This window comes from Curtobacterium herbarum, assembly GCF_016907335.1.
Classification (GTDB): Bacteria; Actinomycetota; Actinomycetes; order Actinomycetales; family Microbacteriaceae; genus Curtobacterium; species Curtobacterium herbarum.
On sequence record NZ_JAFBBT010000001.1, the window covers coordinates 268767 to 288408 of the forward strand.

General features: G+C 68.0%; 29 protein-coding genes. 28 read left to right on the forward strand and 1 reads right to left on the reverse strand.

What is annotated here, in order from left to right; translation table 11 throughout:
- Window positions 1–36: 36 nt before the first annotated feature.
- From JOD51_RS01380 to JOD51_RS01415, 8 genes are all read left to right on the forward strand, one after another.
- Window positions 37–492, forward strand: a complete 456-nt coding sequence (locus JOD51_RS01380) for a DUF6121 family protein (RefSeq protein WP_204606722.1) — start codon at window positions 37–39, stop codon at window positions 490–492.
- A gap of 74 nt (window positions 493–566) precedes the next feature.
- Window positions 567–1712: a hypothetical protein gene (locus tag JOD51_RS01385; RefSeq protein ID WP_204606723.1), complete on the forward strand. Its 1146-nt coding sequence runs from the start codon at window positions 567–569 to the stop codon at window positions 1710–1712.
- A gap of 219 nt (window positions 1713–1931) precedes the next feature.
- A complete protein-coding gene (gene rpsL, locus JOD51_RS01390) occupies window positions 1932–2300 on the forward strand; it encodes a 30S ribosomal protein S12 (protein ID WP_058728453.1) in 369 nt (122 codons plus the stop codon).
- 5 nt (window positions 2301–2305) lie between these two features.
- The gene (gene rpsG, locus JOD51_RS01395; RefSeq protein ID WP_110903576.1) at window positions 2306–2776 is read left to right on the forward strand and encodes a 30S ribosomal protein S7; all 471 of its coding nucleotides are present in this window, start codon (window positions 2306–2308) and stop codon (window positions 2774–2776) included.
- Window positions 2777–2863: 87 nt separating this feature from the next.
- Window positions 2864–4981: an elongation factor G gene (gene fusA, locus JOD51_RS01400; protein ID WP_204606724.1), complete on the forward strand. Its 2118-nt coding sequence runs from the start codon at window positions 2864–2866 to the stop codon at window positions 4979–4981.
- A 147-nt stretch (window positions 4982–5128) separates the two neighbouring features.
- Window positions 5129–6316: an elongation factor Tu gene (gene tuf, locus JOD51_RS01405; protein ID WP_204606725.1), complete on the forward strand. Its 1188-nt coding sequence runs from the start codon at window positions 5129–5131 to the stop codon at window positions 6314–6316.
- 192 nt (window positions 6317–6508) lie between these two features.
- On the forward strand, window positions 6509–7486 hold the full coding sequence (locus JOD51_RS01410; protein ID WP_204606726.1) for a DNA topoisomerase IB: 978 nt from the start codon (window positions 6509–6511) through the stop codon (window positions 7484–7486).
- 98 nt (window positions 7487–7584) lie between these two features.
- Entirely contained in the window at window positions 7585–8382 is a 798-nt protein-coding gene (locus tag JOD51_RS01415; RefSeq protein ID WP_204606727.1) for a DarT ssDNA thymidine ADP-ribosyltransferase family protein, read from the forward strand.
- 91 nt (window positions 8383–8473) lie between these two features.
- Here JOD51_RS01415 and JOD51_RS01420 read toward each other — a convergent pair whose 3' ends face one another.
- Entirely contained in the window at window positions 8474–9271 is a 798-nt protein-coding gene (locus tag JOD51_RS01420) for a TrmH family RNA methyltransferase (protein ID WP_204606728.1), read from the reverse strand.
- A 499-nt stretch (window positions 9272–9770) separates the two neighbouring features.
- Between JOD51_RS01420 and rpsJ the strand changes: the two genes are divergently transcribed.
- The 20 genes from rpsJ (at window position 9771) to rplO (ending at window position 19466) form a co-directional block, all read left to right on the forward strand.
- Complete coding sequence (rpsJ, locus tag JOD51_RS01425; protein ID WP_110824248.1) at window positions 9771–10079, forward strand: 30S ribosomal protein S10; 309 nt, start codon at window positions 9771–9773, stop codon at window positions 10077–10079.
- Window positions 10080–10093: 14 nt separating this feature from the next.
- Entirely contained in the window at window positions 10094–10747 is a 654-nt protein-coding gene (rplC, locus tag JOD51_RS01430; protein WP_110903570.1) for a 50S ribosomal protein L3, read from the forward strand.
- Window positions 10748–10749: 2 nt separating this feature from the next.
- Window positions 10750–11409 (forward strand): 50S ribosomal protein L4, encoded by a 660-nt coding sequence (rplD, locus tag JOD51_RS01435; RefSeq protein WP_111043491.1) that lies wholly within the window; start codon window positions 10750–10752, stop codon window positions 11407–11409.
- Window positions 11406–11705, forward strand: a complete 300-nt coding sequence (rplW, locus tag JOD51_RS01440) for a 50S ribosomal protein L23 (RefSeq protein WP_110824245.1) — start codon at window positions 11406–11408, stop codon at window positions 11703–11705. The genes rplD and rplW overlap by 4 nt, the downstream gene beginning before the upstream one ends.
- Window positions 11706–11723: 18 nt before the next feature.
- Window positions 11724–12563: a 50S ribosomal protein L2 gene (gene rplB, locus JOD51_RS01445; RefSeq protein WP_111073937.1), complete on the forward strand. Its 840-nt coding sequence runs from the start codon at window positions 11724–11726 to the stop codon at window positions 12561–12563.
- Between the two features lie 11 nt (window positions 12564–12574).
- On the forward strand, window positions 12575–12856 hold the full coding sequence (rpsS, locus tag JOD51_RS01450) for a 30S ribosomal protein S19 (RefSeq protein ID WP_017885529.1): 282 nt from the start codon (window positions 12575–12577) through the stop codon (window positions 12854–12856).
- Between the two features lie 25 nt (window positions 12857–12881).
- Window positions 12882–13274 (forward strand): 50S ribosomal protein L22, encoded by a 393-nt coding sequence (rplV, locus tag JOD51_RS01455; protein WP_110903567.1) that lies wholly within the window; start codon window positions 12882–12884, stop codon window positions 13272–13274.
- Window positions 13274–14086 carry a 30S ribosomal protein S3 gene (gene rpsC, locus JOD51_RS01460; RefSeq protein ID WP_166780381.1) on the forward strand — a complete coding sequence of 271 codons (813 nt, stop codon included), beginning with the start codon at window positions 13274–13276 and terminating at the stop codon, window positions 14084–14086. The genes rplV and rpsC overlap by 1 nt, the downstream gene beginning before the upstream one ends.
- A 2-nt stretch (window positions 14087–14088) precedes the next feature.
- On the forward strand, window positions 14089–14508 hold the full coding sequence (rplP, locus tag JOD51_RS01465) for a 50S ribosomal protein L16 (protein WP_111073935.1): 420 nt from the start codon (window positions 14089–14091) through the stop codon (window positions 14506–14508).
- Window positions 14508–14828, forward strand: coding sequence for a 50S ribosomal protein L29 (rpmC, locus tag JOD51_RS17265; protein ID WP_110903564.1), 321 nt, complete (start codon window positions 14508–14510; stop codon window positions 14826–14828). The genes rplP and rpmC overlap by 1 nt, the downstream gene beginning before the upstream one ends.
- Window positions 14828–15112, forward strand: a complete 285-nt coding sequence (gene rpsQ, locus JOD51_RS01475; protein ID WP_204606729.1) for a 30S ribosomal protein S17 — start codon at window positions 14828–14830, stop codon at window positions 15110–15112. The genes rpmC and rpsQ overlap by 1 nt, the downstream gene beginning before the upstream one ends.
- A gap of 31 nt (window positions 15113–15143) precedes the next feature.
- Window positions 15144–15512: a 50S ribosomal protein L14 gene (gene rplN, locus JOD51_RS01480; protein ID WP_110903562.1), complete on the forward strand. Its 369-nt coding sequence runs from the start codon at window positions 15144–15146 to the stop codon at window positions 15510–15512.
- Window positions 15513–15515: 3 nt separating this feature from the next.
- Window positions 15516–15869 (forward strand): 50S ribosomal protein L24, encoded by a 354-nt coding sequence (gene rplX / locus JOD51_RS01485; protein WP_111073933.1) that lies wholly within the window; start codon window positions 15516–15518, stop codon window positions 15867–15869.
- Window positions 15869–16459 (forward strand): 50S ribosomal protein L5, encoded by a 591-nt coding sequence (gene rplE / locus JOD51_RS01490; RefSeq protein ID WP_204606730.1) that lies wholly within the window; start codon window positions 15869–15871, stop codon window positions 16457–16459. Before rplX ends, rplE begins: the two co-directional genes overlap by 1 nt.
- A 158-nt stretch (window positions 16460–16617) precedes the next feature.
- On the forward strand, window positions 16618–17016 hold the full coding sequence (rpsH, locus tag JOD51_RS01495; RefSeq protein WP_166780378.1) for a 30S ribosomal protein S8: 399 nt from the start codon (window positions 16618–16620) through the stop codon (window positions 17014–17016).
- A gap of 6 nt (window positions 17017–17022) precedes the next feature.
- Entirely contained in the window at window positions 17023–17559 is a 537-nt protein-coding gene (rplF, locus tag JOD51_RS01500; RefSeq protein ID WP_111073930.1) for a 50S ribosomal protein L6, read from the forward strand.
- Between the two features lie 2 nt (window positions 17560–17561).
- Window positions 17562–17939, forward strand: coding sequence for a 50S ribosomal protein L18 (gene rplR / locus JOD51_RS01505; RefSeq protein ID WP_204606731.1), 378 nt, complete (start codon window positions 17562–17564; stop codon window positions 17937–17939).
- Window positions 17936–18820: a 30S ribosomal protein S5 gene (rpsE, locus tag JOD51_RS16825; protein WP_204606732.1), complete on the forward strand. Its 885-nt coding sequence runs from the start codon at window positions 17936–17938 to the stop codon at window positions 18818–18820. Before rplR ends, rpsE begins: the two co-directional genes overlap by 4 nt.
- Window positions 18820–19005, forward strand: coding sequence for a 50S ribosomal protein L30 (gene rpmD / locus JOD51_RS01515; RefSeq protein WP_022906355.1), 186 nt, complete (start codon window positions 18820–18822; stop codon window positions 19003–19005). Before rpsE ends, rpmD begins: the two co-directional genes overlap by 1 nt.
- Window positions 19002–19466 (forward strand): 50S ribosomal protein L15, encoded by a 465-nt coding sequence (gene rplO / locus JOD51_RS01520; protein ID WP_110903556.1) that lies wholly within the window; start codon window positions 19002–19004, stop codon window positions 19464–19466. Before rpmD ends, rplO begins: the two co-directional genes overlap by 4 nt.
- The last annotated feature ends 176 nt before the right edge of the window (window positions 19467–19642 follow it).

The following is a 19642-nucleotide window of genomic DNA, read 5'->3' on the forward strand; positions in this document are numbered from 1 at the left end:
CGCCGACCGTCAGCGGGGGAGCGCTACGATCGCCCCATGTCCCGGTGGTTGGTGGCGACGATGACGTCCGTCCTCTTCATCGCGCTCGTCATCGCGGTGGCGGGCTTCGAAGCGCTGCTCGCCGATGCCGAAGCGATCCGTCAGCCCGACGCGACCCCGTACCTCGGTCCGGGCATGGTCGTCGGCGCCGCGATCGTCGTGTTCCTCGCGACCGCGATGGGTGCCCGGGAGGGCAATCCCGGCATCACCGGCCTGGTCGCCGCAGCGACGACCTACCTGGTCATGCTCGGCGTGGGAGCGGTGGGCTACGCCCTGGTCCGCTCGGACGTCGCCGAGCTCCTGGTCTTCCCCGCGGGCTACGCCCTCAGCCCCTTCGTGGTCGGCGCCGTCGTCGTCGCCCTCCTGACAGTCGTCGGCGGCATCTCCGCGGTGCGGTGGCAGGCGAGTCATCCACAGGGGCCGCAGCAGCCGCCGGTCCGCCCACAGGACTGACGGGAGGCGCGCCCCGCCCCCGCCCCGCCCGGTACGATTCCGGGAAAGCGCTGACCGACGCACCTGGGGGACCGATGAACGACCGAGCTGACCGCACGCCGGGCTGGGAGTCGGTGCCCGACGGCACCTCGCTCCACGGCGACCGGGTCCTGCCGCCCGCCATGACCGCAGCGCCCACCGGGCCGCACCGCAGTGGTCGTCGCCGGCTGCGCCGAGGTGCAGTGGTCGGGATCGTGGCCGGTGCCACGGCCCTGGTGCTGCTCGTCGTCGCCGGTGGCGTCGGCTGGTCCGTCGGATCGGACAGCCACTCGGCCGAGCGTCCCGTCGAGTCCTTCCTGGACGACCTCGAGCACGGACACCTCTCGGACGCGATCCGGACGGCCGGCATCGACCGCGACCGCGACGACGTGCTCCTGACCGACACGGTCTACGCGCGCGCCGGCGACAAGGTCACGGCGCACCGGATCACCTCCGTGGAGCAGCAGTCGGACCGCGCGACCGTGCGGACCGTGCTCACCCAGGCGGGTCGAACCGTCCCGGCGACGTTCGAGCTCGAGCGGACCGGCACCGACTGGGGCGTCTTCCCCGTCTGGTCGCTCCGTGCCCCGACGCTCGGCTCGGTGCAGGTCGCCGTGCAGGGCCCGCCGCGCAGCACCGTGCAGGTCGCGGGCGCCGACGTCCGGACCGACGCGTCCGGGACCGCCTCGCTCCGGGCGTTCCCCGGGTCGTACGGGGTGCACCTCGACGGCGGCAAGTGGCTCACCGCCACGGACTCGACCGCGGCCGTCCCGGGGTTCGGCGCGACCGGCACCCCGGTCGTCGTGGCGACGACCCTGACCGACGCCGGGTCGAAGGCAGCGTCCGCCGCGGTGGACGCGTGGGTGGACGCCTGCGTGGCGGAGCCCACCCCGATCCCCGCGGGCTGCAGCTTCTACGCGTACGGCGCGGACCCGGCGAACACGTACACCGACCAGAAGTGGACGCTCGAGTCCCGACCGACCGTCACCGTCGGGGGCTGGGCGGTGAAGGGCTGGGCGGTCTCGACCCGGTCGGCGGGTTCCGCGTCGTTCCGGGCGCAGTTCACGGGTCCGGCAGGGCGGGGCACGGCGACCGCCGGGCCGATCACCGTGCGCGCGGCCGGCTGGATCACGGCGTTCAGCGACGACGGGGCCACGTTCGAGTCGGCGATCGGCAAGGGTCAGGCCGATTCGGGGTCCTGACCCGCGGTCCCGCGGACTACCACGGATTGACCTCGTCTGTCACGACGGCTAGGCTCTTCTGGGTGTGCGCCTTCGGGCGCGCCCAGATCTTGCAGGCCTCAGGCCTCCCGATCACTCCATCCCCCATCTCCCTCCGCCGTCAGGCGTTGGTCCGCGTGGGATGAGGAAGCCGACGGACCGCGTCGGCCAGAGAGCACGAGCGAAGAACCAGGAGAACAGTTGCCTACCATCCAGCAGCTCGTTCGCAAGGGTCGCACGCCGAAGGTCGTCAAGACCAAGGCGCCGGCACTGAAGGCGAACCCCCAGCAGCGTGGCGTGTGCACCCGCGTGTACACCACCACCCCGAAGAAGCCGAACTCCGCCCTGCGCAAGGTCGCTCGTGTGAAGCTCTCGAACGGCACCGAGGTCACGGCCTACATCCCCGGTGAGGGCCACAACCTCCAGGAGCACTCGATGGTGCTCGTCCGCGGCGGTCGTGTGAAGGACCTCCCGGGTGTGCGCTACAAGATCATCCGCGGTGCCCTGGACACCCAGGCCGTCAAGAACCGTAAGCAGGCTCGTAGCCGCTACGGTGCGAAGAAGGGTTGAGTTAGATGCCTCGTAAGGGTCCCGCCCCGAAACGCCCCGTCGTCGCCGATCCGGTCTACGGCGCCCCCGTCGTCAGCCAGCTCGTCAACAAGATCCTCCTCGACGGCAAGAAGGGCCTCGCCGAGCGCATCGTCTACGACGCGCTCGAAGGTGTCTCGTCGAAGAACGGCCAGGACGCCGTCGTCACGCTGAAGAAGGCGCTCGACAACGTCCGTCCGACCCTCGAGGTCCGCAGCCGCCGCGTCGGTGGCTCGACCTACCAGGTGCCCGTCGAGGTCAAGCCGCACCGCGCGAACACCCTCGCGCTCCGCTGGCTCACCTCGTACGCCAAGGGCCGTCGCGAGAAGACGATGACCGAGCGTCTCATGAACGAGATCCTCGACGCGTCGAACGGTCTCGGTGCCGCGGTCAAGCGCCGCGAGGACACCCACAAGATGGCCGAGTCGAACAAGGCCTTCGCGCACTACCGCTGGTAGTCATCAGGCACCGTCCGGGTGTCTCGGCCAAGAGCCGCGGCACCCGGACGGCCGCCACCCTCTCCTACAACTCTCCCGGAGGAACCTGTGGCACAGGACGTGCTCACCGACCTGAACAAGGTCCGCAACATCGGCATCATGGCGCACATCGATGCCGGCAAGACCACGACGACCGAGCGCATCCTGTTCTACACGGGCATCACGCACAAGATCGGTGAGGTCCACGACGGCGCTGCCACGATGGACTGGATGGCGCAGGAGCAGGAACGCGGCATCACGATCACGTCGGCCGCGACGACCTGCTTCTGGGACAACAACCAGATCAACATCATCGACACCCCGGGTCACGTGGACTTCACGGTCGAGGTGGAGCGTTCGCTCCGCGTCCTCGACGGTGCCGTCGCCGTCTTCGACGGCAAGGAGGGCGTCGAGCCCCAGTCCGAGACCGTGTGGCGTCAGGCGGACAAGTACAACGTCCCGCGCATCTGCTTCGTCAACAAGATGGACAAGCTCGGCGCTGACTTCTACTACACCGTCGACACCATCGTGAACCGCCTCGGCGCGGAGCCCCTCGTGCTCCAGCTGCCGATCGGTGCCGAGAGCTCCTTCGAGGGCATCGTCGACCTGGTCGAGATGCGTGCCCTGACGTGGCGCGGCGACGCCAAGGGTGACGTCGAGATGGGTGCGAAGTACACCATCGAGGAGATCCCGGCCGACCTGGCCGACCGTGCCGCCGAGTACCGCGAGAAGCTCATCGAGCGCGTGGCCGAGGCGGACGACGTCCTCATGGAGCGCTACCTCGACGGTGACACCGACTTCTCGGTCGCCGAGATCAAGGCGGCCATCCGTGCCCTCACGGTGAGCAGCACGCTCTACCCGATCCTCTGCGGCTCGGCGTTCAAGAACCGTGGCGTGCAGCCGATGCTCGACGCGGTCATCGACTACCTCCCCTCGCCCCTCGACGTCCCGCCGATGATCGGCCACGACGTCAAGGACGAAGAGGTCGAGATCATCCGCAAGCCGGAGTCCTCCGAGCCCTTCTCGGCGCTCGCGTTCAAGGTCGCGGTGCACCCGTTCTTCGGTCGCCTCACCTACGTCCGCGTGTACTCCGGTCACATCGACTCCGGTGCTCAGGTCATCAACTCGACCAAGGGCAAGAAGGAGCGCATCGGCAAGATCTTCCAGATGCACTCCAACAAGGAGAACCCGGTCGACTCGGTCACCGCCGGTCACATCTACGCGGTCATCGGCCTCAAGGACACGACCACGGGTGACACCCTGTGCGACCCGTCGAACCAGGTCGTCCTCGAGTCGATGACGTTCCCGGAGCCGGTCATCGAGGTCGCCATCGAGCCGAACACGAAGGCCGACCAGGAGAAGCTCTCGGTCGCCATCCAGAAGCTCGCTGAAGAGGACCCGACGTTCCGCGTCGAGCAGAACGCCGAGACCGGTCAGACGACGATCAAGGGCATGGGCGAGCTCCACCTCGACATCCTCGTCGACCGCATGAAGCGCGAGTTCAAGGTCGAGGCGAACGTCGGCAAGCCGCAGGTGGCCTACCGCGAGACCCTGACCAAGGTCGTCGAGCGCTACGACTACACCCACAAGAAGCAGACCGGTGGTTCCGGTCAGTTCGCGAAGGTGCAGATCGCGCTCGAGCCGATGCCCGTCACCGCCGAGAAGGTGTACGAGTTCGTGAACGGCGTGACCGGTGGTCGCGTCCCGCGCGAGTACATCCCCTCGGTCGACGCCGGCATCCAGGACGCGATGCAGGTCGGCGTGCTCGCCGGCTTCCCGACCGTCGGTGTCAAGGCGACCCTCAAGGACGGCGCGGCGCACGACGTCGACTCGTCCGAGATGGCGTTCAAGATCGCCGGCTCGATCGCGTACAAGGAAGCGGCTCGCAAGGCCGGTCCGGTGCTGCTCGAGCCGATCATGGCCGTCGAGGTCCGTACGCCCGAGGAGTACATGGGCGACGTCATCGGTGACCTGAACTCGCGTCGTGGGCAGATCTCCGAGATGACGGATGCGTCCGGCGTCAAGGTGGTCCGCGCAAGCGTCCCGCTGTCCGAGATGTTCGGCTACGTGGGCGACCTGCGCTCCAAGACCTCTGGACGTGCTGTCTTCTCCATGGTGTTCGAGACCTACAACGAGGTCCCGCGCAACGTGGCAGACGAGATCATCCAGAAGAGCACCGGGGCCTGACGCTCCCGCGTCATCCCCAGGCGAGGGTGCCCGGCGACGGGCCCCTCGCCACCAGTTAAAGTAGATACACACAACCGCGCGCCAACAGCGCAGGACCGACCAGGTCCTGCCGGGGGCGACGCATCCGAGTCCTGAGGAGGACCCACAGTGGCCAAGGCCAAGTTCGAGCGGACCAAGCCGCACGTCAACATCGGAACCATCGGTCACGTCGACCACGGCAAGACCACGCTCACGGCGGCGATCACCAAGGTTCTGCACGACCAGTACCCGGACCTCAACGAGGCCCGCGACTTCGCGCAGATCGACAACGCTCCCGAAGAGCGCCAGCGCGGCATCACGATCAACATCTCGCACGTCGAGTACCAGACGGAGAAGCGCCACTACGCGCACGTCGACGCTCCTGGTCACGCCGACTACGTGAAGAACATGATCACCGGTGCGGCCCAGATGGACGGCGCGATCCTCGTGGTCGCCGCCACCGACGGCCCGATGCCCCAGACGCGTGAGCACGTGCTGCTCGCCCGCCAGGTCGGCGTCCCGTACATCGTCGTCGCGCTGAACAAGTCCGACATGGTGGACGACGAGGAGATCCTGGAGCTCGTCGAGCTCGAGGTCCGCGAGCTCCTCGGCTCGCAGGAGTTCGACGAGGACGCCCCCGTCGTGCAGGTCTCGGCGCTCAAGGCGCTCGAGGGCGACGAGAAGTGGGTCAAGTCCGTCCAGGACCTGATGGCCGCCGTCGACGAGAACGTCCCGGACCCGGTGCGCGCCACCGACCAGCCGTTCCTCATGCCGATCGAGGACGTCTTCACGATCACCGGTCGTGGCACCGTCGTCACCGGTCGCGTCGAGCGTGGCGAGCTGGACCTCAACTCCGAGGTCGAGATCGTCGGCATCAAGGCGACCCAGAAGACCACGGTCACGGGCATCGAGATGTTCCGCAAGCTGCTGGACAAGGCAGTCGCCGGTGACAACACCGGTCTGCTCATCCGTGGCCTCAAGCGCGAAGACGTCGAGCGCGGCCAGGTCGTCGTGAAGCCGGGTTCGGTCACGCCGCACACCGAGTTCAAGGCGAACGCGTACATCCTGAACAAGGAAGAGGGCGGTCGTCACAACCCGTTCTACGCGAACTACCGCCCGCAGTTCTACTTCCGCACCACGGACGTCACCGGCGTCATCACGCTGCCCGAGGGCACCGAGATGGTCATGCCCGGTGACACCGTCGCCATGACGGTCGAGCTGATCCAGCCGATCGCCATGGAAGAGGGCCTGCGTTTCGCCATCCGTGAGGGTGGCCGCACGGTCGGTGCCGGCACGGTCGAGACGATCGTCAAGTAACTCCGGTCACCTGCGAGAGCGGGGTCGGGCCTTCGGGCCCGGCCCCGCTTCCGTCTGCCCGGCCCCGCTTCCGTCTGCCCGGCCCGCTTCCGTCTGCCCGACCCCGCTTCCGTCTGCGCGGTCCGAGCCAGCACGCGCACCGGGGGACGTTCCTGCTCCGCCGGACAGCCCCGATGGTGTTGCATCGGCCAGGTGACACGTCTCCGCCGTTCCTCGACCAAGGGTCGTGGGTACCACCGTCTCCGCAGCGGCACGGGTTTCTCGTACAAGGACCCGTACGGCTCGACCGTGTCCGACCCAGCGGTCCGGAAGCGGCTCGAGGACCTCGTGATCCCGCCGGCCTGGGACGAGGTCTGGATATCCCCGTACGAGAACGGGCACATCCTGGCGACCGGGATCGACGGTGCCGGACGCCGCCAGTACATGTACCACCCGTCCTGGCGTGACCGGATGGACAAGATCAAGTACGACCGCGCACTCGGGTTGGCCGAGTCGTTGCCCGGTGCCCGTCGGATGGTGACCCAGGACCTCCGCCGTCCGGAGCCCGACCGTCGCCGAGCGCTGGCCGCCGCGTTCCGGATGCTCGACCAGGGGTCGCTCCGCGTCGGGTCCGAGCGCTACGCCACCGAGCACGGCAGCCACGGCCTGTCCACGCTCCTGTGCACGCACGCCCACGTCTCGGGCGACGACATCGAGCTCGAGTTCCCCGGCAAGAGCCACCAGGCGTGGTCGTCGACGATCCACGACGCCGACCTGGCACGTGTCCTGGTCGGCATGAAGCGTCGGGGTCCGAACGCCCGCCTGCTCTCGTTCCGCGAGCGTCGCGGCGACGACTGGGAGCCGGTGACGGCCGAGGACATCAACGCGTACGTCAAGGAGCGCGCGGGGGAGGACTTCACCGCGAAGGACTTCCGGACACTGCACGGCACGGTCGCGGCTGCCGTGGACCTGGCCGAGACGGGAGTCCTGTCGAGCCAGGCGAAGCGGAAGAAGGCGATCTCCCATGCGGTCAAGGCCGCGAGCGAGGTCCTGGGCAACACACCGACCGTCGCCAGACAGAGTTACATCGACCCCAGGCTGCTCGACGCGTACGAACACGGCGAGACGATCGACCCCGAACGGCTGCACGCGGCCGAGTCCGAAGTCCGGGCGCTGCTCTACCGACAATGACGCGGTGGCGGAGTGAACGGTCGTCGGCGGTGCCGGGATGACGTAGCGTTGGTGGTCGTGCCCGCCCACCCCACGAGGCACGGAAGGACCCATCAGTCGTGACCGACGAGTGCATCCACGGTTTCCCCATCGAACTCTGCGACATCTGCTCCCCACGGCAGCGTGATCCGGAGGACATCATCAAGACCCCGACGCCGCGTCGGAGCCGCGTGACGACGTCGCTGCGGTCCACCCCGTCGACGCCCGGCGGCAAGGTCCCCGCGCAGGTGCTGCCGGCGACCCGCGACTTCGCGGCGCTGCGCGCCCACCACGTCACACACATCGACAACCTCGCCGCGATCGTCGCCGAGGGTGCCGTCCTGGCGTCCGACCAGGTGACGCCGGTCGTCGACGTCAGCTCCGCCGCCACCCGGGAGGCCCGTGGTGCGGCCACCGCACCCGACGGTTCCAGCGTGGCCGGCCACGTGCCGTTCACCCTCTCGCCGGACGCACGCCGCTGGGACGAGCTCCGCTCCGGCGCCGAGGAGGACCGCTGGTCGGACGCAGCCCGGCGCACGCGGGCGACCGAGTTCGTCGTCCTGGTGGTCCCCACGACCGCATTCGGAGCGTCCGTGATCCTGGCGGACACCGACGCGGACGACCCGGACGTGCGGTTCGCCGTCGGCCCGGACGCGGCGACCAACCTGCTCCGTCGTACCGACATCACCGACCCGTCGATGCACGGCGTGGAGCTGCTCGCCGGCCCGCGTGTGCCGCTGTCGTCGGTCGCCCTGGTCGGCGTGCCGAACGACCGGGTCCGCCAGCAGGTGAAGGCGGTGTTCGCCGAACAGGGCGGTCCCGCGCCGCGCGTCGCGGTGTTCCCGCCGTGGTTCGTCCCGCCGCTGCCCGAGGACTGATCCCCGGACGTGCAGAACGCCCCGGACCGCACGTGCGGTCCGGGGCGTTCTGGCGTGCTGGTGCGTGCTGGCGCGTTCTCGCGTAGCGGCGTCAGGCGCTGCGGCGGCTGCGGGCGTAGAGGACGATGCCGGCGACGACCGACACGTTGAGCGACTCGACCCGACTGTCGATGGGGACCGAGACGGTGTCCGCCGCGAGGTCCTGCAGCACGTCGGACGCGCCGGTCTTCTCCGCGCCGAGCAGCAGCGCGACGTCGCCCTCGAGTGCGCCGAGCGACTCGGGCGACAGCGACCCGTCCATGTCCACGTCGACCACCCGCAGTCCGGACTCGCCGAGCCACCGGGCGACCCGCTCCCGGGTCTCGAGCAGCACGGGCAGCGAGAACACGTGGCCCCGGCTCGCCCGGACGACGCGCCGGTCGGCGATGGTCGGCAGGTCGCTGTCGACCAGGACGACCCCGCGTGCGCCGAGACCGACGGCGGTGCGGACGATGGCGCCGATGTTGCCGACGATCTTCACCCCGTCCAGGACCAGCACGTCGCCCGTGCCCTCGGCCAGCGCGGAGAACCGCGCGGGTGCCGGGATGTTCGCGACCCCGAAGACCTTCGGCCGCTTCTCACTGCGGAACACCTTGGTCAGCACGGCCGGCTCGACGAGCCGCACGGTCACGCCGAGCTCGGCGCAGAGGGCAGCCAGGTCGCCCGGGAACTCCCGCGTGGACTCGCCGTAGACCTCGACGAACCGGACACCGGCACGGAGGGCCTGCACAAGCGGTTCCTGGTCCTCGACGATCGCGGTCCGGACCGTGCCGCGCGCGGGCTTGGCGAGGTCGCTGAGCCGCTGGACGGCCGGGTCGGAGGGGTCGGCGAGCACATCGAGATCGGGCATGCGCGAAGGCTAGCAGCGGCGCTCCGCCGGCCCGGCGGCGACCGGTCCGGCGGGCGTGAGCAGCGCCTCCAGGTCGGTTCCGGACCCCTTCCGGAGGCGGGCCGGGAGGCGTGTGGCCAGCCCCGCGACACGCCGCGCAGATCGCGACACGCCCGGGTTGCACGGAAGCGGGGCCTATGGGAGACTTGTCCGGTTCCGAAGTTCCGCGGGTGTTCGCGCCCGTGGGGTCACTGCTCTGACAGTGCACAACCCCCTTGTTCAGCAGGGCTGGGTTGGGCCGCAGGCAGCAGAACACGATCGACATCCGCCAGCACCTCGGTGCGCGGGTGACGACATGCCCACGCGTGTGCCCCGGGTACTCGCGCGGTTGACAGGAGAACAGCGGTCATCCCCTGCGGTGGAGCCGGTGGTTCACGTAAACAGCCGGGCACGCGAGAGCGGAGCCCCGGCGGCGTCAGGCGGCCTGCGGGTGCGCGGCGCAGAGAGGACAGGAAAACACATGGCGGGACAGAAGATCCGCATCCGGCTCAAGTCGTACGACCACGAGGTCATCGACACGTCGGCCCGGAAGATCGTCGACACGGTGACCCGTGCCGGTGCAACTGTGGTCGGCCCGGTGCCGCTCCCCACCGAGAAGAACGTGATCCCCGTGATCCGTTCCCCTCACAAGTACAAGGACTCGCGCGAGCACTTCGAGAAGCGCACGCACAAGCGGGTCATCGACATCGTCGACCCGACGCCGAAGGCCGTCGACTCGCTCATGCGTCTCGACCTCCCGGCCGACGTCAACATCGAGATCAAGCTGTAAGGGGGCTGGAACTCATGGCGAACTCAACCAAGACCGTCAAGGGCCTCCTCGGCAAGAAGCTCGGGATGACCCAGGTGTGGGACGAGAACAACAAGTTCATCCCCGTCACCGTGATCGAGGTCGGCCCGAACGTGGTCACCCAGATCCGCAACATCGAGCGCGACGGCTACGAGGCGATCCAGATCGCCGCGGGCCAGATCGACCCCCGCAAGGTGAACAAGCCGGCCGCTGGCCACTTCGAGGCCGCCGGTGTCACGCCGCGTCGCACCCTCACCGAGATCCGCACGAACGACTCCGCGGAGTACTCGCTCGGTCAGGAGCTGACCGTCGACACGTTCGAGGCCGGCCAGAAGGTCGACGTCGTCGGCACCAGCAAGGGCAAGGGCTTCGCCGGTGTCATGAAGCGTCACAACTTCGCCGGTGTCTCCGCCTCGCACGGTTCGCACCGCAACCACCGCAAGCCCGGTTCGATCGGCGCCTCCTCGACCCCGTCGCGTGTCTTCAAGGGCATGCGCATGGCCGGTCGTATGGGTGGCGACCGCGTGACCGTCCTCAACCTCACGGTCCACGCCGTCGACGCCGAGAAGGGTCTGCTGCTCGTCAAGGGCGCCGTCCCCGGTGCTCGTGGCCGTTCCGTCTTCGTCCGCACCGCCGTGAAGGGTAAGTGATCATGGCCACCACGACCGCAACCACGATCGACGTCCTCGACGCCTCGGGCGTGAAGTCCGGCTCCGTCGAGCTCCCCGCAGCGATCTTCGACGTCGAGACCAACGTCCCGCTCATCCACCAGGTCGTCACCGCGCAGCTCGCCGCCGCGCGTCAGGGCACCCACAAGACCAAGAACCGTGGCGAAGTCCGCGGTTCCGGTCGCAAGCCGTTCAAGCAGAAGGGCACCGGCCGCGCCCGTCAGGGTTCGGTCCGCGCTCCGGAGCACACCGGTGGTGGCGTCGTCCACGGACCGACCCCGCGTGACTACTCGCAGCGCACCCCGAAGAAGATGATCGCCGCAGCTCTGCTCGGCTCGCTCTCGGACCGCGCCCGCGGTGGCCGCATCTCCGCCGTGGAGGGCTTCGTCGAGGCAGAACTGCCGTCGACCAAGACCGCTCGCACGCTGCTGGAGAAGGTCGCACCCGTCAAGCACGTCCTCATCGTGCTCGAGTCGGGCGACGAGCTGACGCTGAAGAGCGTCCGCAACCTGCCGAACGTCCACGCGCTCTCGTACGGCCAGCTGAACGCCTACGACGTCCTCCGTGCGGACGCCGTCGTCTTCAGCAAGAGCGCCCTTGACGCCTTCATCGCGTCGAAGACCGCGAAGGAGATCACCGCATGAGCGGCTTCAACAAGGACCCGCGCGACATCATCATCTCGCCGGTCGTGTCGGAGAAGAGCTACGGCCTCATCGACCAGGGCAAGTACACGTTCCTCGTGGACCCCCGTGCGAACAAGACCGAGATCAAGCTCGCGATCGAGAAGATCTTCGACGTCAAGGTCGCCGGCATCAACACGCTGAACCGTCCGGGCAAGACCCGCCGGACCAAGTTCGGGATCGGCAAGCGCAAGGACACCAAGCGCGCCATCGTGACGCTCAAGTCCGGTTCGATCGACATCTTCACGGCTGTCGGCTGAGGACCAGAGGGATAAATCATGGCTATTCGTAACTACAAGCCCACGACCCCTGGTCGTCGCGGCTCCTCGGTCTCCGACTTCGCCGAGATCACTCGTTCGACCCCGGAGAAGTCCCTGCTCCGTCCGCTGCCGAAGACCGGTGGCCGGAACAGCTCGGGTCGCATCACGACGCGTCACATCGGTGGTGGCCACAAGCGCCAGTACCGCGTGATCGACTTCCGCCGTGCCGACAAGGACGGTGTCGACGCCAAGGTCGCACACATCGAGTACGACCCGAACCGCACGGCGCGCATCGCGCTCCTGCACTTCGTGGACGGCACCAAGCGCTACATCATCGCGCCGAACAAGCTCAAGCAGGGCGACGTCGTCGAGACGGGCCCCGGCGCTGACATCAAGCCCGGCAACAACCTGCCGCTGCGCAACATCCCCGTGGGTACGGTCGTGCACGCGATCGAGCTCCGCCCCGGTGGCGGCGCCAAGCTCGCCCGCTCTGCCGGCGCCTCGGTGCGTCTCGTTGCCAAGGACGGCCCCTACGCGCAGCTCCGCCTGCCGTCGGGTGAAGTCCGCAACGTCGACGCCCGCTGCCGCGCCACGATCGGCGAGGTCGGCAACGCCGAGCAGTCGAACATCAACTGGGGCAAGGCCGGCCGCATGCGCTGGAAGGGCGTCCGCCCGACCGTGCGTGGTGTCGCGATGAACCCGGTCGACCACCCGCACGGTGGTGGTGAAGGCAAGACCTCCGGTGGCCGTCACCCGGTCAGCCCGTGGGGCCAGGCCGAGGGTCGCACGCGCAAGCCGAACAAGCCGAGCGACAAGCTCATCGTCCGTCGCCGTAACGCCGGCAAGAAGCGCAAGTAGGAGTTCCGAAGATGCCACGCAGTCTGAAGAAGGGCCCCTTCGTCGACGAGCACCTGCTCCGCAAGGTCGTCACGCAGAACGAGGCCAACACCAAGAACGTGATCCGCACCTGGTCGCGACGGTCGATGATCGTCCCGAACATGCTCGGTCACACCATCGCGGTGCACGACGGTCGGAAGCACATCCCGGTCTTCGTCACCGAGTCGATGGTCGGTCACAAGCTCGGCGAGTTCGCGCCGACCCGCACCTTCCGCGGCCACGTGAAGGACGACAAGAAGGGCCGTCGCCGCTAAGGCGGCGACGCAGAGGAGGAACGAAATGGTGGAGTCGATCGCACGCGTGCGACACATCCGCGTCACGCCTCAGAAGGCCCGTCGCGTCATCCAGCTGATCCGCGGCAAGCAGGCCCACGAGGCGCTCGCCATCCTGAAGTTCGCCCCCCAGGGCGCTTCGGAGCCCGTGTACAAGCTGGTCGCCTCGGCGATCGCGAACGCACGGGTCAAGGCGGACTCGACGAACAGCTTCCTCGACGAACGCGACCTCTACGTGAGCAGCGTCTTCGTCGACGAGGGCACGACCCTGAAGCGGTTCCAGCCGCGCGCCCAGGGCCGCGCCTTCCGCATCAACAAGCGCACGAGCCACATCACGGTCGTCCTCGCGACGCCGGATGAGGCCGAGGCTGCCGCGACGAGCAAGAAGGCGAGCAAGTAATGGGCCAGAAGGTCAACCCGTACGGCTTCCGTCTCGGGATCACGACGGACCACATCTCCCACTGGTTCGCCGACAGCACGAAGAAGGGTCAGCGTTACGCCGACTTCGTGGCCGAGGACATCAAGATCCGTCAGTTCCTGACGAAGAGCCTCGACCGCGCGGGCGTTGCCCGCATCGAGCTGGAGCGCACCCGTGACCGCGTCCGCGTGGACATCCACACGGCGCGCCCGGGCATCGTCATCGGTCGCCGCGGCGCCGAGGCCGAGCGCATCCGGAGCGAGCTCGAGAAGCTCACCAAGAAGCAGATCCAGCTCAACATCCTCGAGGTCAAGAACCCCGAGACCGAGGCTCAGCTCGTCGCGCAGGGCATCGCCGAGCAGCTCTCCGCCCGTGTCGCGTTCCGTCGCGCCATGCGCAAGGGCCTGCAGGGTGCACAGCGTGCCGGCGCCAAGGGTGTCCGCATCCAGGTGTCGGGTCGCCTCGGCGGCGCCGAGATGTCCCGTTCGGAGTTCTACCGCGAGGGCCGCGTGCCCCTGCACACCCTCCGTGCGAACATCGACTACGGCTTCTACGAGGCCCGGACCACGTTCGGCCGCATCGGCGTGAAGGTCTGGATCTACAAGGGCGACATCACGAACAAGGAGCTCGCTCGCGAGCAGGCGAACCAGCGTTCGTCCCGCCCGGAGCGTCGTGGTGGCGGCAACGACCGTCGTGGCGGCGGCCCCCGTGGCGACCGCAACGACCGTGGTGGCGACCGTCGCGAGCAGCAGGCCCCGCAGGACGCGCCGGCCGGCGCAGGAGTTGAGGCGTAATCATGCTTATCCCCCGTCGAGTCAAGCACCGCAAGCAGCACCACCCGAAGCGTTCGGGTCAGGCGACCGGTGGCACGAAGGTCTCCTTCGGTGAGTACGGAATCCAGGCGCTCACCCCGGCCTACGTGACCAACCGTCAGATCGAGTCCGCTCGTATCGCCATGACGCGGCACATCAAGCGTGGCGGCAAGGTGTGGATCAACATCTACCCGGACCGCCCGCTGACCAAGAAGCCCGCTGAGACCCGAATGGGTTCCGGTAAGGGTTCGCCCGAGTGGTGGGTCGCCAACGTCAAGCCGGGTCGCGTGCTCTTCGAGCTCGCCGGCGTGAGCGACGAGGTCGCTCGCGAGGCACTGACCCGTGCAATTCACAAGCTGCCCCTCAAGGCACGCATCATCAAGCGCGAGGAGGGCGACGCATAATGGCGATCGGTTCCAAGGAGCTCCGTCCGACGGAGCTCGACACGTTCGAGAACGAGCGTCTCGCTGACGAGCTGAAGAAGGCCAAGGAGGAGCTGTTCAACCTCCGCTTCCAGTCGGCCACCGGCCAGCTGGAGAGCCACGGCCGTCTCCGTGCCGTCAAGCGCGACATCGCGCGCATCTACACCGTGCTCCGTGAGCGCGAGCTCGGCATCCGTGCCACGCCCGCGCCCGTCGAGACCGCCCCGAAGGCCAAGAAGTCGTCGAAGAAGGCCGAGAAGCCGGCTGAGTCGACCGAGGCCGCGACCGCCGAGGAGAACTGATGGCCACCGAAGAGAAGGACTCCGCCGCCGTCACCCGCGGCTACCGCAAGACCCGTCGTGGCTACGTCACGAGCGACAAGATGGACAAGACGATCGTCGTCGAGGTCGAGGACCGCGTGAAGCACGCTCTCTACGGCAAGGTCATCCGTCGCACGTCGAAGGTCAAGGCCCACGACGAGCAGGGTTCCGCCGGTGTCGGCGACCTGGTCGTCATCAGCGAGACCCGTCCCCTCAGCGCCACGAAGCGCTGGCGCCTGGTCGAGATCCTCGAGAAGGCCAAGTAGGCCTCGGCCCGCTTCGGAATAGGAGACAGCAGTGATTCAGCAGGAATCCCGCCTGAAGGTGGCTGACAACACGGGCGCCAAGGAGATCCTCACCATCCGTGTTCTCGGCGGCTCGGGTCGTCGCTACGCCGGCCTCGGTGACGTCATCGTCGCCACGGTGAAGGACGCCATCCCCGGCGGCAACGTGAAGAAGGGTGACGTCGTCAAGGCGGTCATCGTTCGCACCAAGAAGGAGACCCGTCGTGCCGACGGCTCCTACATCAAGTTCGACGAGAACGCGGCAGTGATCCTCAAGGCTGACGGCGACCCGCGCGGAACCCGCATCTTCGGGCCGATCGGTCGCGAGCTCCGTGACAAGAAGTTCATGAAGATCATCTCGCTCGCGCCGGAGGTGCTGTAAGCCATGGCGAACATCAAGAAGGGTGACCTGGTCCAGGTCATCACGGGTGCCACGCAGGAGCGTGGCGGCGACCGCGGCAAGCAGGGCAAGGTCATCGAGGTCCGCGGCGACCGTCTGGTCGTCGAGGGCATCAACTTCGTGACCAAGCACGTCCGCGTCGGTCAGACCCAGCGCGGCTCGAAGACCGGTGGCATCGAGCAGCACGAAGCTCCGATCCACGTGTCGAACGTCGCGATCGTCGACCCGAAGACCAAGAAGCCGACCCGCGTCGGTTTCCGCAACGAAGAGGTGGAGAAGGACGGCGTCACCAAGACCGTCCGCGTCCGCTACGCCAAGAAGTCTGGTGAGAAGCTCTGATGACCGACACGACTGCCGCGACTGCTGAGAAAGTTCAGCCGCGCCTGAAGCAGAAGTACCGCAGCGAGATCAAGGCGGCGCTGACCGAGCAGTTCGGTTACGCGAACGTCAACCAGGTCCCCGGCCTGGTCAAGGTCGTCGTCAACACCGGTGTCGGTGAGGCCGCGCGCGACTCGAAGATCATCGAAGGTGCCATCAAGGACCTCACGGCGATCACCGGTCAGAAGCCGCAGGTCACGCTGGCCCGCAAGTCCATCGCGCAGTTCAAGCTGCGTGAGGGCCAGGCCATCGGCGCACACGTCACCCTCCGCGGTGACCGTGCGTGGGAGTTCCTGGACCGCCTGCTGTCGCTGGCACTGCCGCGCATCCGCGACTTCCGCGGTCTGAGCGACCGCCAGTTCGACGGCAACGGCAACTACACCTTCGGTCTCTCGGAGCAGAGCGTGTTCCACGAGATCGACCAGGACCGCATCGACCGCGTGCGTGGCTTCGACATCACTGTCGTCACCACCGCGAAGACGGACGACGAAGGCCGCGCGCTGCTCCGCCAGCTCGGCTTCCCGTTCCGTTCGGGCGAGCAGACGGTCTAAGCTACTCCGGGCGGCGCGGGCCGGAGGAGTTCATCTCCTCCGGCCCGCACGCACGAAGTCACACCGATCCCGGGGAACCGCCCTGGGATCACATCGATCGTCGAGGTCGGCACTCGTGGAACGGGTGATCGAAACCGGACGAAGAACGGATACGCATCATGACGATGACTGATCCGGTCGCAGACATGCTGACCAGATTGCGGAACGCGAACTCGGCGCACCACGACGCCGTCTCGCTTCCGAGCTCCAAGCTCAAGCAGACCATCGCTGACATCCTCAAGCGCGAGGGTTACATCAGCGAGTGGAAGGTCGAGGACGCCCGCGTCGGGCAGACCCTGACCATCGAACTCAAGTACGGCCCCGAACGCGAGCGTTCGATCGCCGGCATCAAGCGCGTCTCGAAGCCGGGCCTCCGCGTCTACGCGAAGTCGACCGAGCTGCCCCGTGTCCTCGGTGGCCTCGGCGTGGCGATCCTGTCGACCTCCTCGGGGCTCCTGACCGACCGCGAAGCCGAGCAGAAGGGCGTGGGTGGGGAAGTCCTCGCCTACGTTTGGTGATCGATCATGTCTCGTATCGGACGTCTCCCAATCGACATCCCGGCCGGAGCGACCGTCTCGGTCGACGGCCAGAACGTCGCCGTCAAGGGCCCGAAGGGCGAGCTCACGCTCGTCATCGCTGAGCCCATCCAGGCCACCGTCGAGGACAACCAGGTCCTCGTCAGCCGCCCGGACGACGAGCGTTCCTCCCGCGCGCTGCACGGCCTCACCCGGTCGCTCATCGCCAACCAGATCATCGGCGTGACCCAGGGCTACTCCAAGGGCCTCGAGGTCGTCGGTACCGGTTACCGCGTGGCCGCCAAGGGCAGCGACCTCGAGTTCGCGCTCGGGTACTCGCACCCGATCACGGTCAACCCGCCGGCGGGCATCAGCTTCGCCGTCGAGGGCAACAACAAGGTCACCGTGAACGGCATCGACAAGCAGCTCGTCGGTGAGGTCGCGGCCAACATCCGCAAGCTGCGCAAGCCCGAGCCCTACAAGGGCAAGGGTGTCCGCTACGCCGGCGAGATCGTGCGCCGCAAGGCCGGAAAGTCAGGTAAGTGATCATGGCCATCGGAACTCGTACTCGAGGCAAGAGCAAGGCGGCCGCCAAGGCCCGCCGCCACAACCGTCTCCGGAAGAAGATCGCCGGGACCGAGACCCGTCCCCGCCTCGCCGTCACCCGGTCGTCACGTCACGTGTTCGTCCAGGTCATCGACGACGCGAAGGGTCACACCCTCGCCAGCGCATCGACGATGGAGGCCGACCTCCGCTCGTTCGACGGCGACAAGACCGCCAAGGCCCGTCGTGTCGGCGAGCTCGTCGCCGAGCGCGCGAAGTCGGCTGGCGTCGAAGCCGTGGTCTTCGACCGCGGTGGTAGCAAGTACGCCGGTCGCGTCGCCGCGATCGCCGACGGTGCCCGTGAAGGAGGGCTGAACCTGTGAGCGACATCGCGAACACCAACGACGACGCCGAGGTCAAGGCCGAGGCCACGACCGACGCCGAGGTCGAGACGACCACCGACGCTGCGACCGAGGCGGACACCGCCGCGGAGAGCACCGACGCGGCTGAGACGACCGAGACGACCGACGCAGACGCCAAGGCCCCCGCGGCCAAGGAGCCTGAGGTCCCCGTCGTCGAGCGTCCCGTCGAGACCGCTGCGGGTTCGGCTTCGAACAACCGCGACTCCGTCGACAACCGTGGCCGCCGTGGTGGCGGCAGCGGTGCCGGCCGTGACCGCCAGCAGGGTGGACGCGGCGGCAACGACCGGAGCGGGCGAGGTGGCGACAGCCAGTTCCTCGAGCGCGTCGTCACCATCAACCGCGTCTCCAAGGTCGTCAAGGGTGGTCGTCGCTTCAGCTTCACCGCACTCGTCGTCGTCGGTGACGGCAACGGTCTGGTGGGCGTCGGCTACGGCAAGGCCCGCGAGGTCCCGACCGCCATCTCGAAGGGCGTCGAAGAGGCCAAGAAGAACTTCTTCCGCGTCCCCCGCGTCGGCAACACGATCCCGCACCCGGTGCAGGGTGAAGCCGCCGCTGGCGTCGTCCTCCTGCGTCCGGCCGCGGCCGGTACCGGTGTCATCGCCGGTGGTCCGGTCCGCGCCGTGCTCGAGTGCGCCGGCATCCACGACGTCCTGAGCAAGTCGCTCGGCTCGTCGAACACCATCAACATCGTGCACGCCACGGTCGAGGCCCTCAAGCAGCTCGAGGAGCCCCGCGCCGTCGCAGCACGTCGTGGCCTCCCCGTCGACCACGTCGTGCCGGCTCGCCTGCTGAAGGCCGAAGCAGCTGCGCGTGCCGCCGCGAACGAGAAGGCAGGTGCCTGATGGCCATGCTGAAGATCACGCAGACGAAGTCCGTCATCAGCGAGAAGCAGTACCAGCGCGACACGCTCCGCAGCCTGGGTCTCAAGCGCATCGGCCGTACGGTCCTGCGTGAGGACAACGCCCAGAACCGCGGGTACGTCGCAACGGTGGCGCACCTCGTGAAGGTCGAGGAGGTCGACGCATGAGCGACGAGAAGAACGAGCGCGTCCAGATCCTGAAGGTGCACCACCTTCGTCCGGCCGCTGGCTCGAAGAAGGACCGCACCCGTGTGGGTCGCGGTGAGGGCTCGAAGGGCAAGACCGCCGGCCGTGGCACCAAGGGTCAGAAGGCCCGGTACCAGGTCAAGGTCGGCTTCGAGGGTGGGCAGATGCCGCTGCACATGCGCACCCCGAAGCTCCGCGGGTTCAAGAACCCGTTCCGCGTCGAGTACCAGCCCGTGAACCTGGACAAGATCGCGGAGCTCTACCCGAACGGTGGCGACGTCACCGTCGCGGACCTGGTCGCCAAGGGCGCCGTCCGCAAGAACGAGAAGGTCAAGGTTCTCGGTCAGGGTGACATCAGCGTGAAGCTCACGGTCACGGTCGACAAGGTCTCGGCATCCGCCGAGGAGAAGATCGTGGCGGCGGGCGGCACCGTCACCAAGTAAGTCCCCGTCGGCGGCCCGCGCATTGCGCGCGGGCCGCCGTTACGGTTTCCTTGATGGCAGGCCCGACATGACGGCGTCGTTCGACGTGCGTCAACGGGCCACGGGGTCGGCGCTTCCGGCCACGGGCACCTCGCCCGGCTCGACCGGCCAGACCGGTCACAGAAGTTCGGAGTAAC

Bases quoted from the DNA above. Each gene is read 5' to 3' on its own strand.
- JOD51_RS01380 (WP_204606722.1), top strand. From the start codon at position 37: ATGTCCCGGTGGTTGGTGGCGACGATGACGTCCGTCCTCTTCATCGCG.
- JOD51_RS01385 (WP_204606723.1), top strand. From the start codon at position 567: ATGAACGACCGAGCTGACCGCACGCCGGGCTGGGAGTCGGTGCCCGAC.
- rpsG (WP_110903576.1), top strand. From the start codon at position 2,306: ATGCCTCGTAAGGGTCCCGCCCCGAAACGCCCCGTCGTCGCCGATCCG.
- JOD51_RS01420 (WP_204606728.1), bottom strand. From the start codon at position 9,271: ATGCCCGATCTCGATGTGCTCGCCGACCCCTCCGACCCGGCCGTCCAG.
- rpsJ (WP_110824248.1), top strand. From the start codon at position 9,771: ATGGCGGGACAGAAGATCCGCATCCGGCTCAAGTCGTACGACCACGAG.
- rplC (WP_110903570.1), top strand. From the start codon at position 10,094: ATGGCGAACTCAACCAAGACCGTCAAGGGCCTCCTCGGCAAGAAGCTC.
- rplD (WP_111043491.1), top strand. From the start codon at position 10,750: ATGGCCACCACGACCGCAACCACGATCGACGTCCTCGACGCCTCGGGC.
- rplW (WP_110824245.1), top strand. From the start codon at position 11,406: ATGAGCGGCTTCAACAAGGACCCGCGCGACATCATCATCTCGCCGGTC.
- rplB (WP_111073937.1), top strand. From the start codon at position 11,724: ATGGCTATTCGTAACTACAAGCCCACGACCCCTGGTCGTCGCGGCTCC.
- rpsS (WP_017885529.1), top strand. From the start codon at position 12,575: ATGCCACGCAGTCTGAAGAAGGGCCCCTTCGTCGACGAGCACCTGCTC.
- rplV (WP_110903567.1), top strand. From the start codon at position 12,882: ATGGTGGAGTCGATCGCACGCGTGCGACACATCCGCGTCACGCCTCAG.
- rpsC (WP_166780381.1), top strand. From the start codon at position 13,274: ATGGGCCAGAAGGTCAACCCGTACGGCTTCCGTCTCGGGATCACGACG.
- rplP (WP_111073935.1), top strand. From the start codon at position 14,089: ATGCTTATCCCCCGTCGAGTCAAGCACCGCAAGCAGCACCACCCGAAG.
- rpmC (WP_110903564.1), top strand. From the start codon at position 14,508: ATGGCGATCGGTTCCAAGGAGCTCCGTCCGACGGAGCTCGACACGTTC.
- rpsQ (WP_204606729.1), top strand. From the start codon at position 14,828: ATGGCCACCGAAGAGAAGGACTCCGCCGCCGTCACCCGCGGCTACCGC.
- rplX (WP_111073933.1), top strand. From the start codon at position 15,516: ATGGCGAACATCAAGAAGGGTGACCTGGTCCAGGTCATCACGGGTGCC.
- rplE (WP_204606730.1), top strand. From the start codon at position 15,869: ATGACCGACACGACTGCCGCGACTGCTGAGAAAGTTCAGCCGCGCCTG.
- rpsH (WP_166780378.1), top strand. From the start codon at position 16,618: ATGACGATGACTGATCCGGTCGCAGACATGCTGACCAGATTGCGGAAC.
- rplF (WP_111073930.1), top strand. From the start codon at position 17,023: ATGTCTCGTATCGGACGTCTCCCAATCGACATCCCGGCCGGAGCGACC.
- rplR (WP_204606731.1), top strand. From the start codon at position 17,562: ATGGCCATCGGAACTCGTACTCGAGGCAAGAGCAAGGCGGCCGCCAAG.
- rpmD (WP_022906355.1), top strand. From the start codon at position 18,820: ATGGCCATGCTGAAGATCACGCAGACGAAGTCCGTCATCAGCGAGAAG.
- rplO (WP_110903556.1), top strand. From the start codon at position 19,002: ATGAGCGACGAGAAGAACGAGCGCGTCCAGATCCTGAAGGTGCACCAC.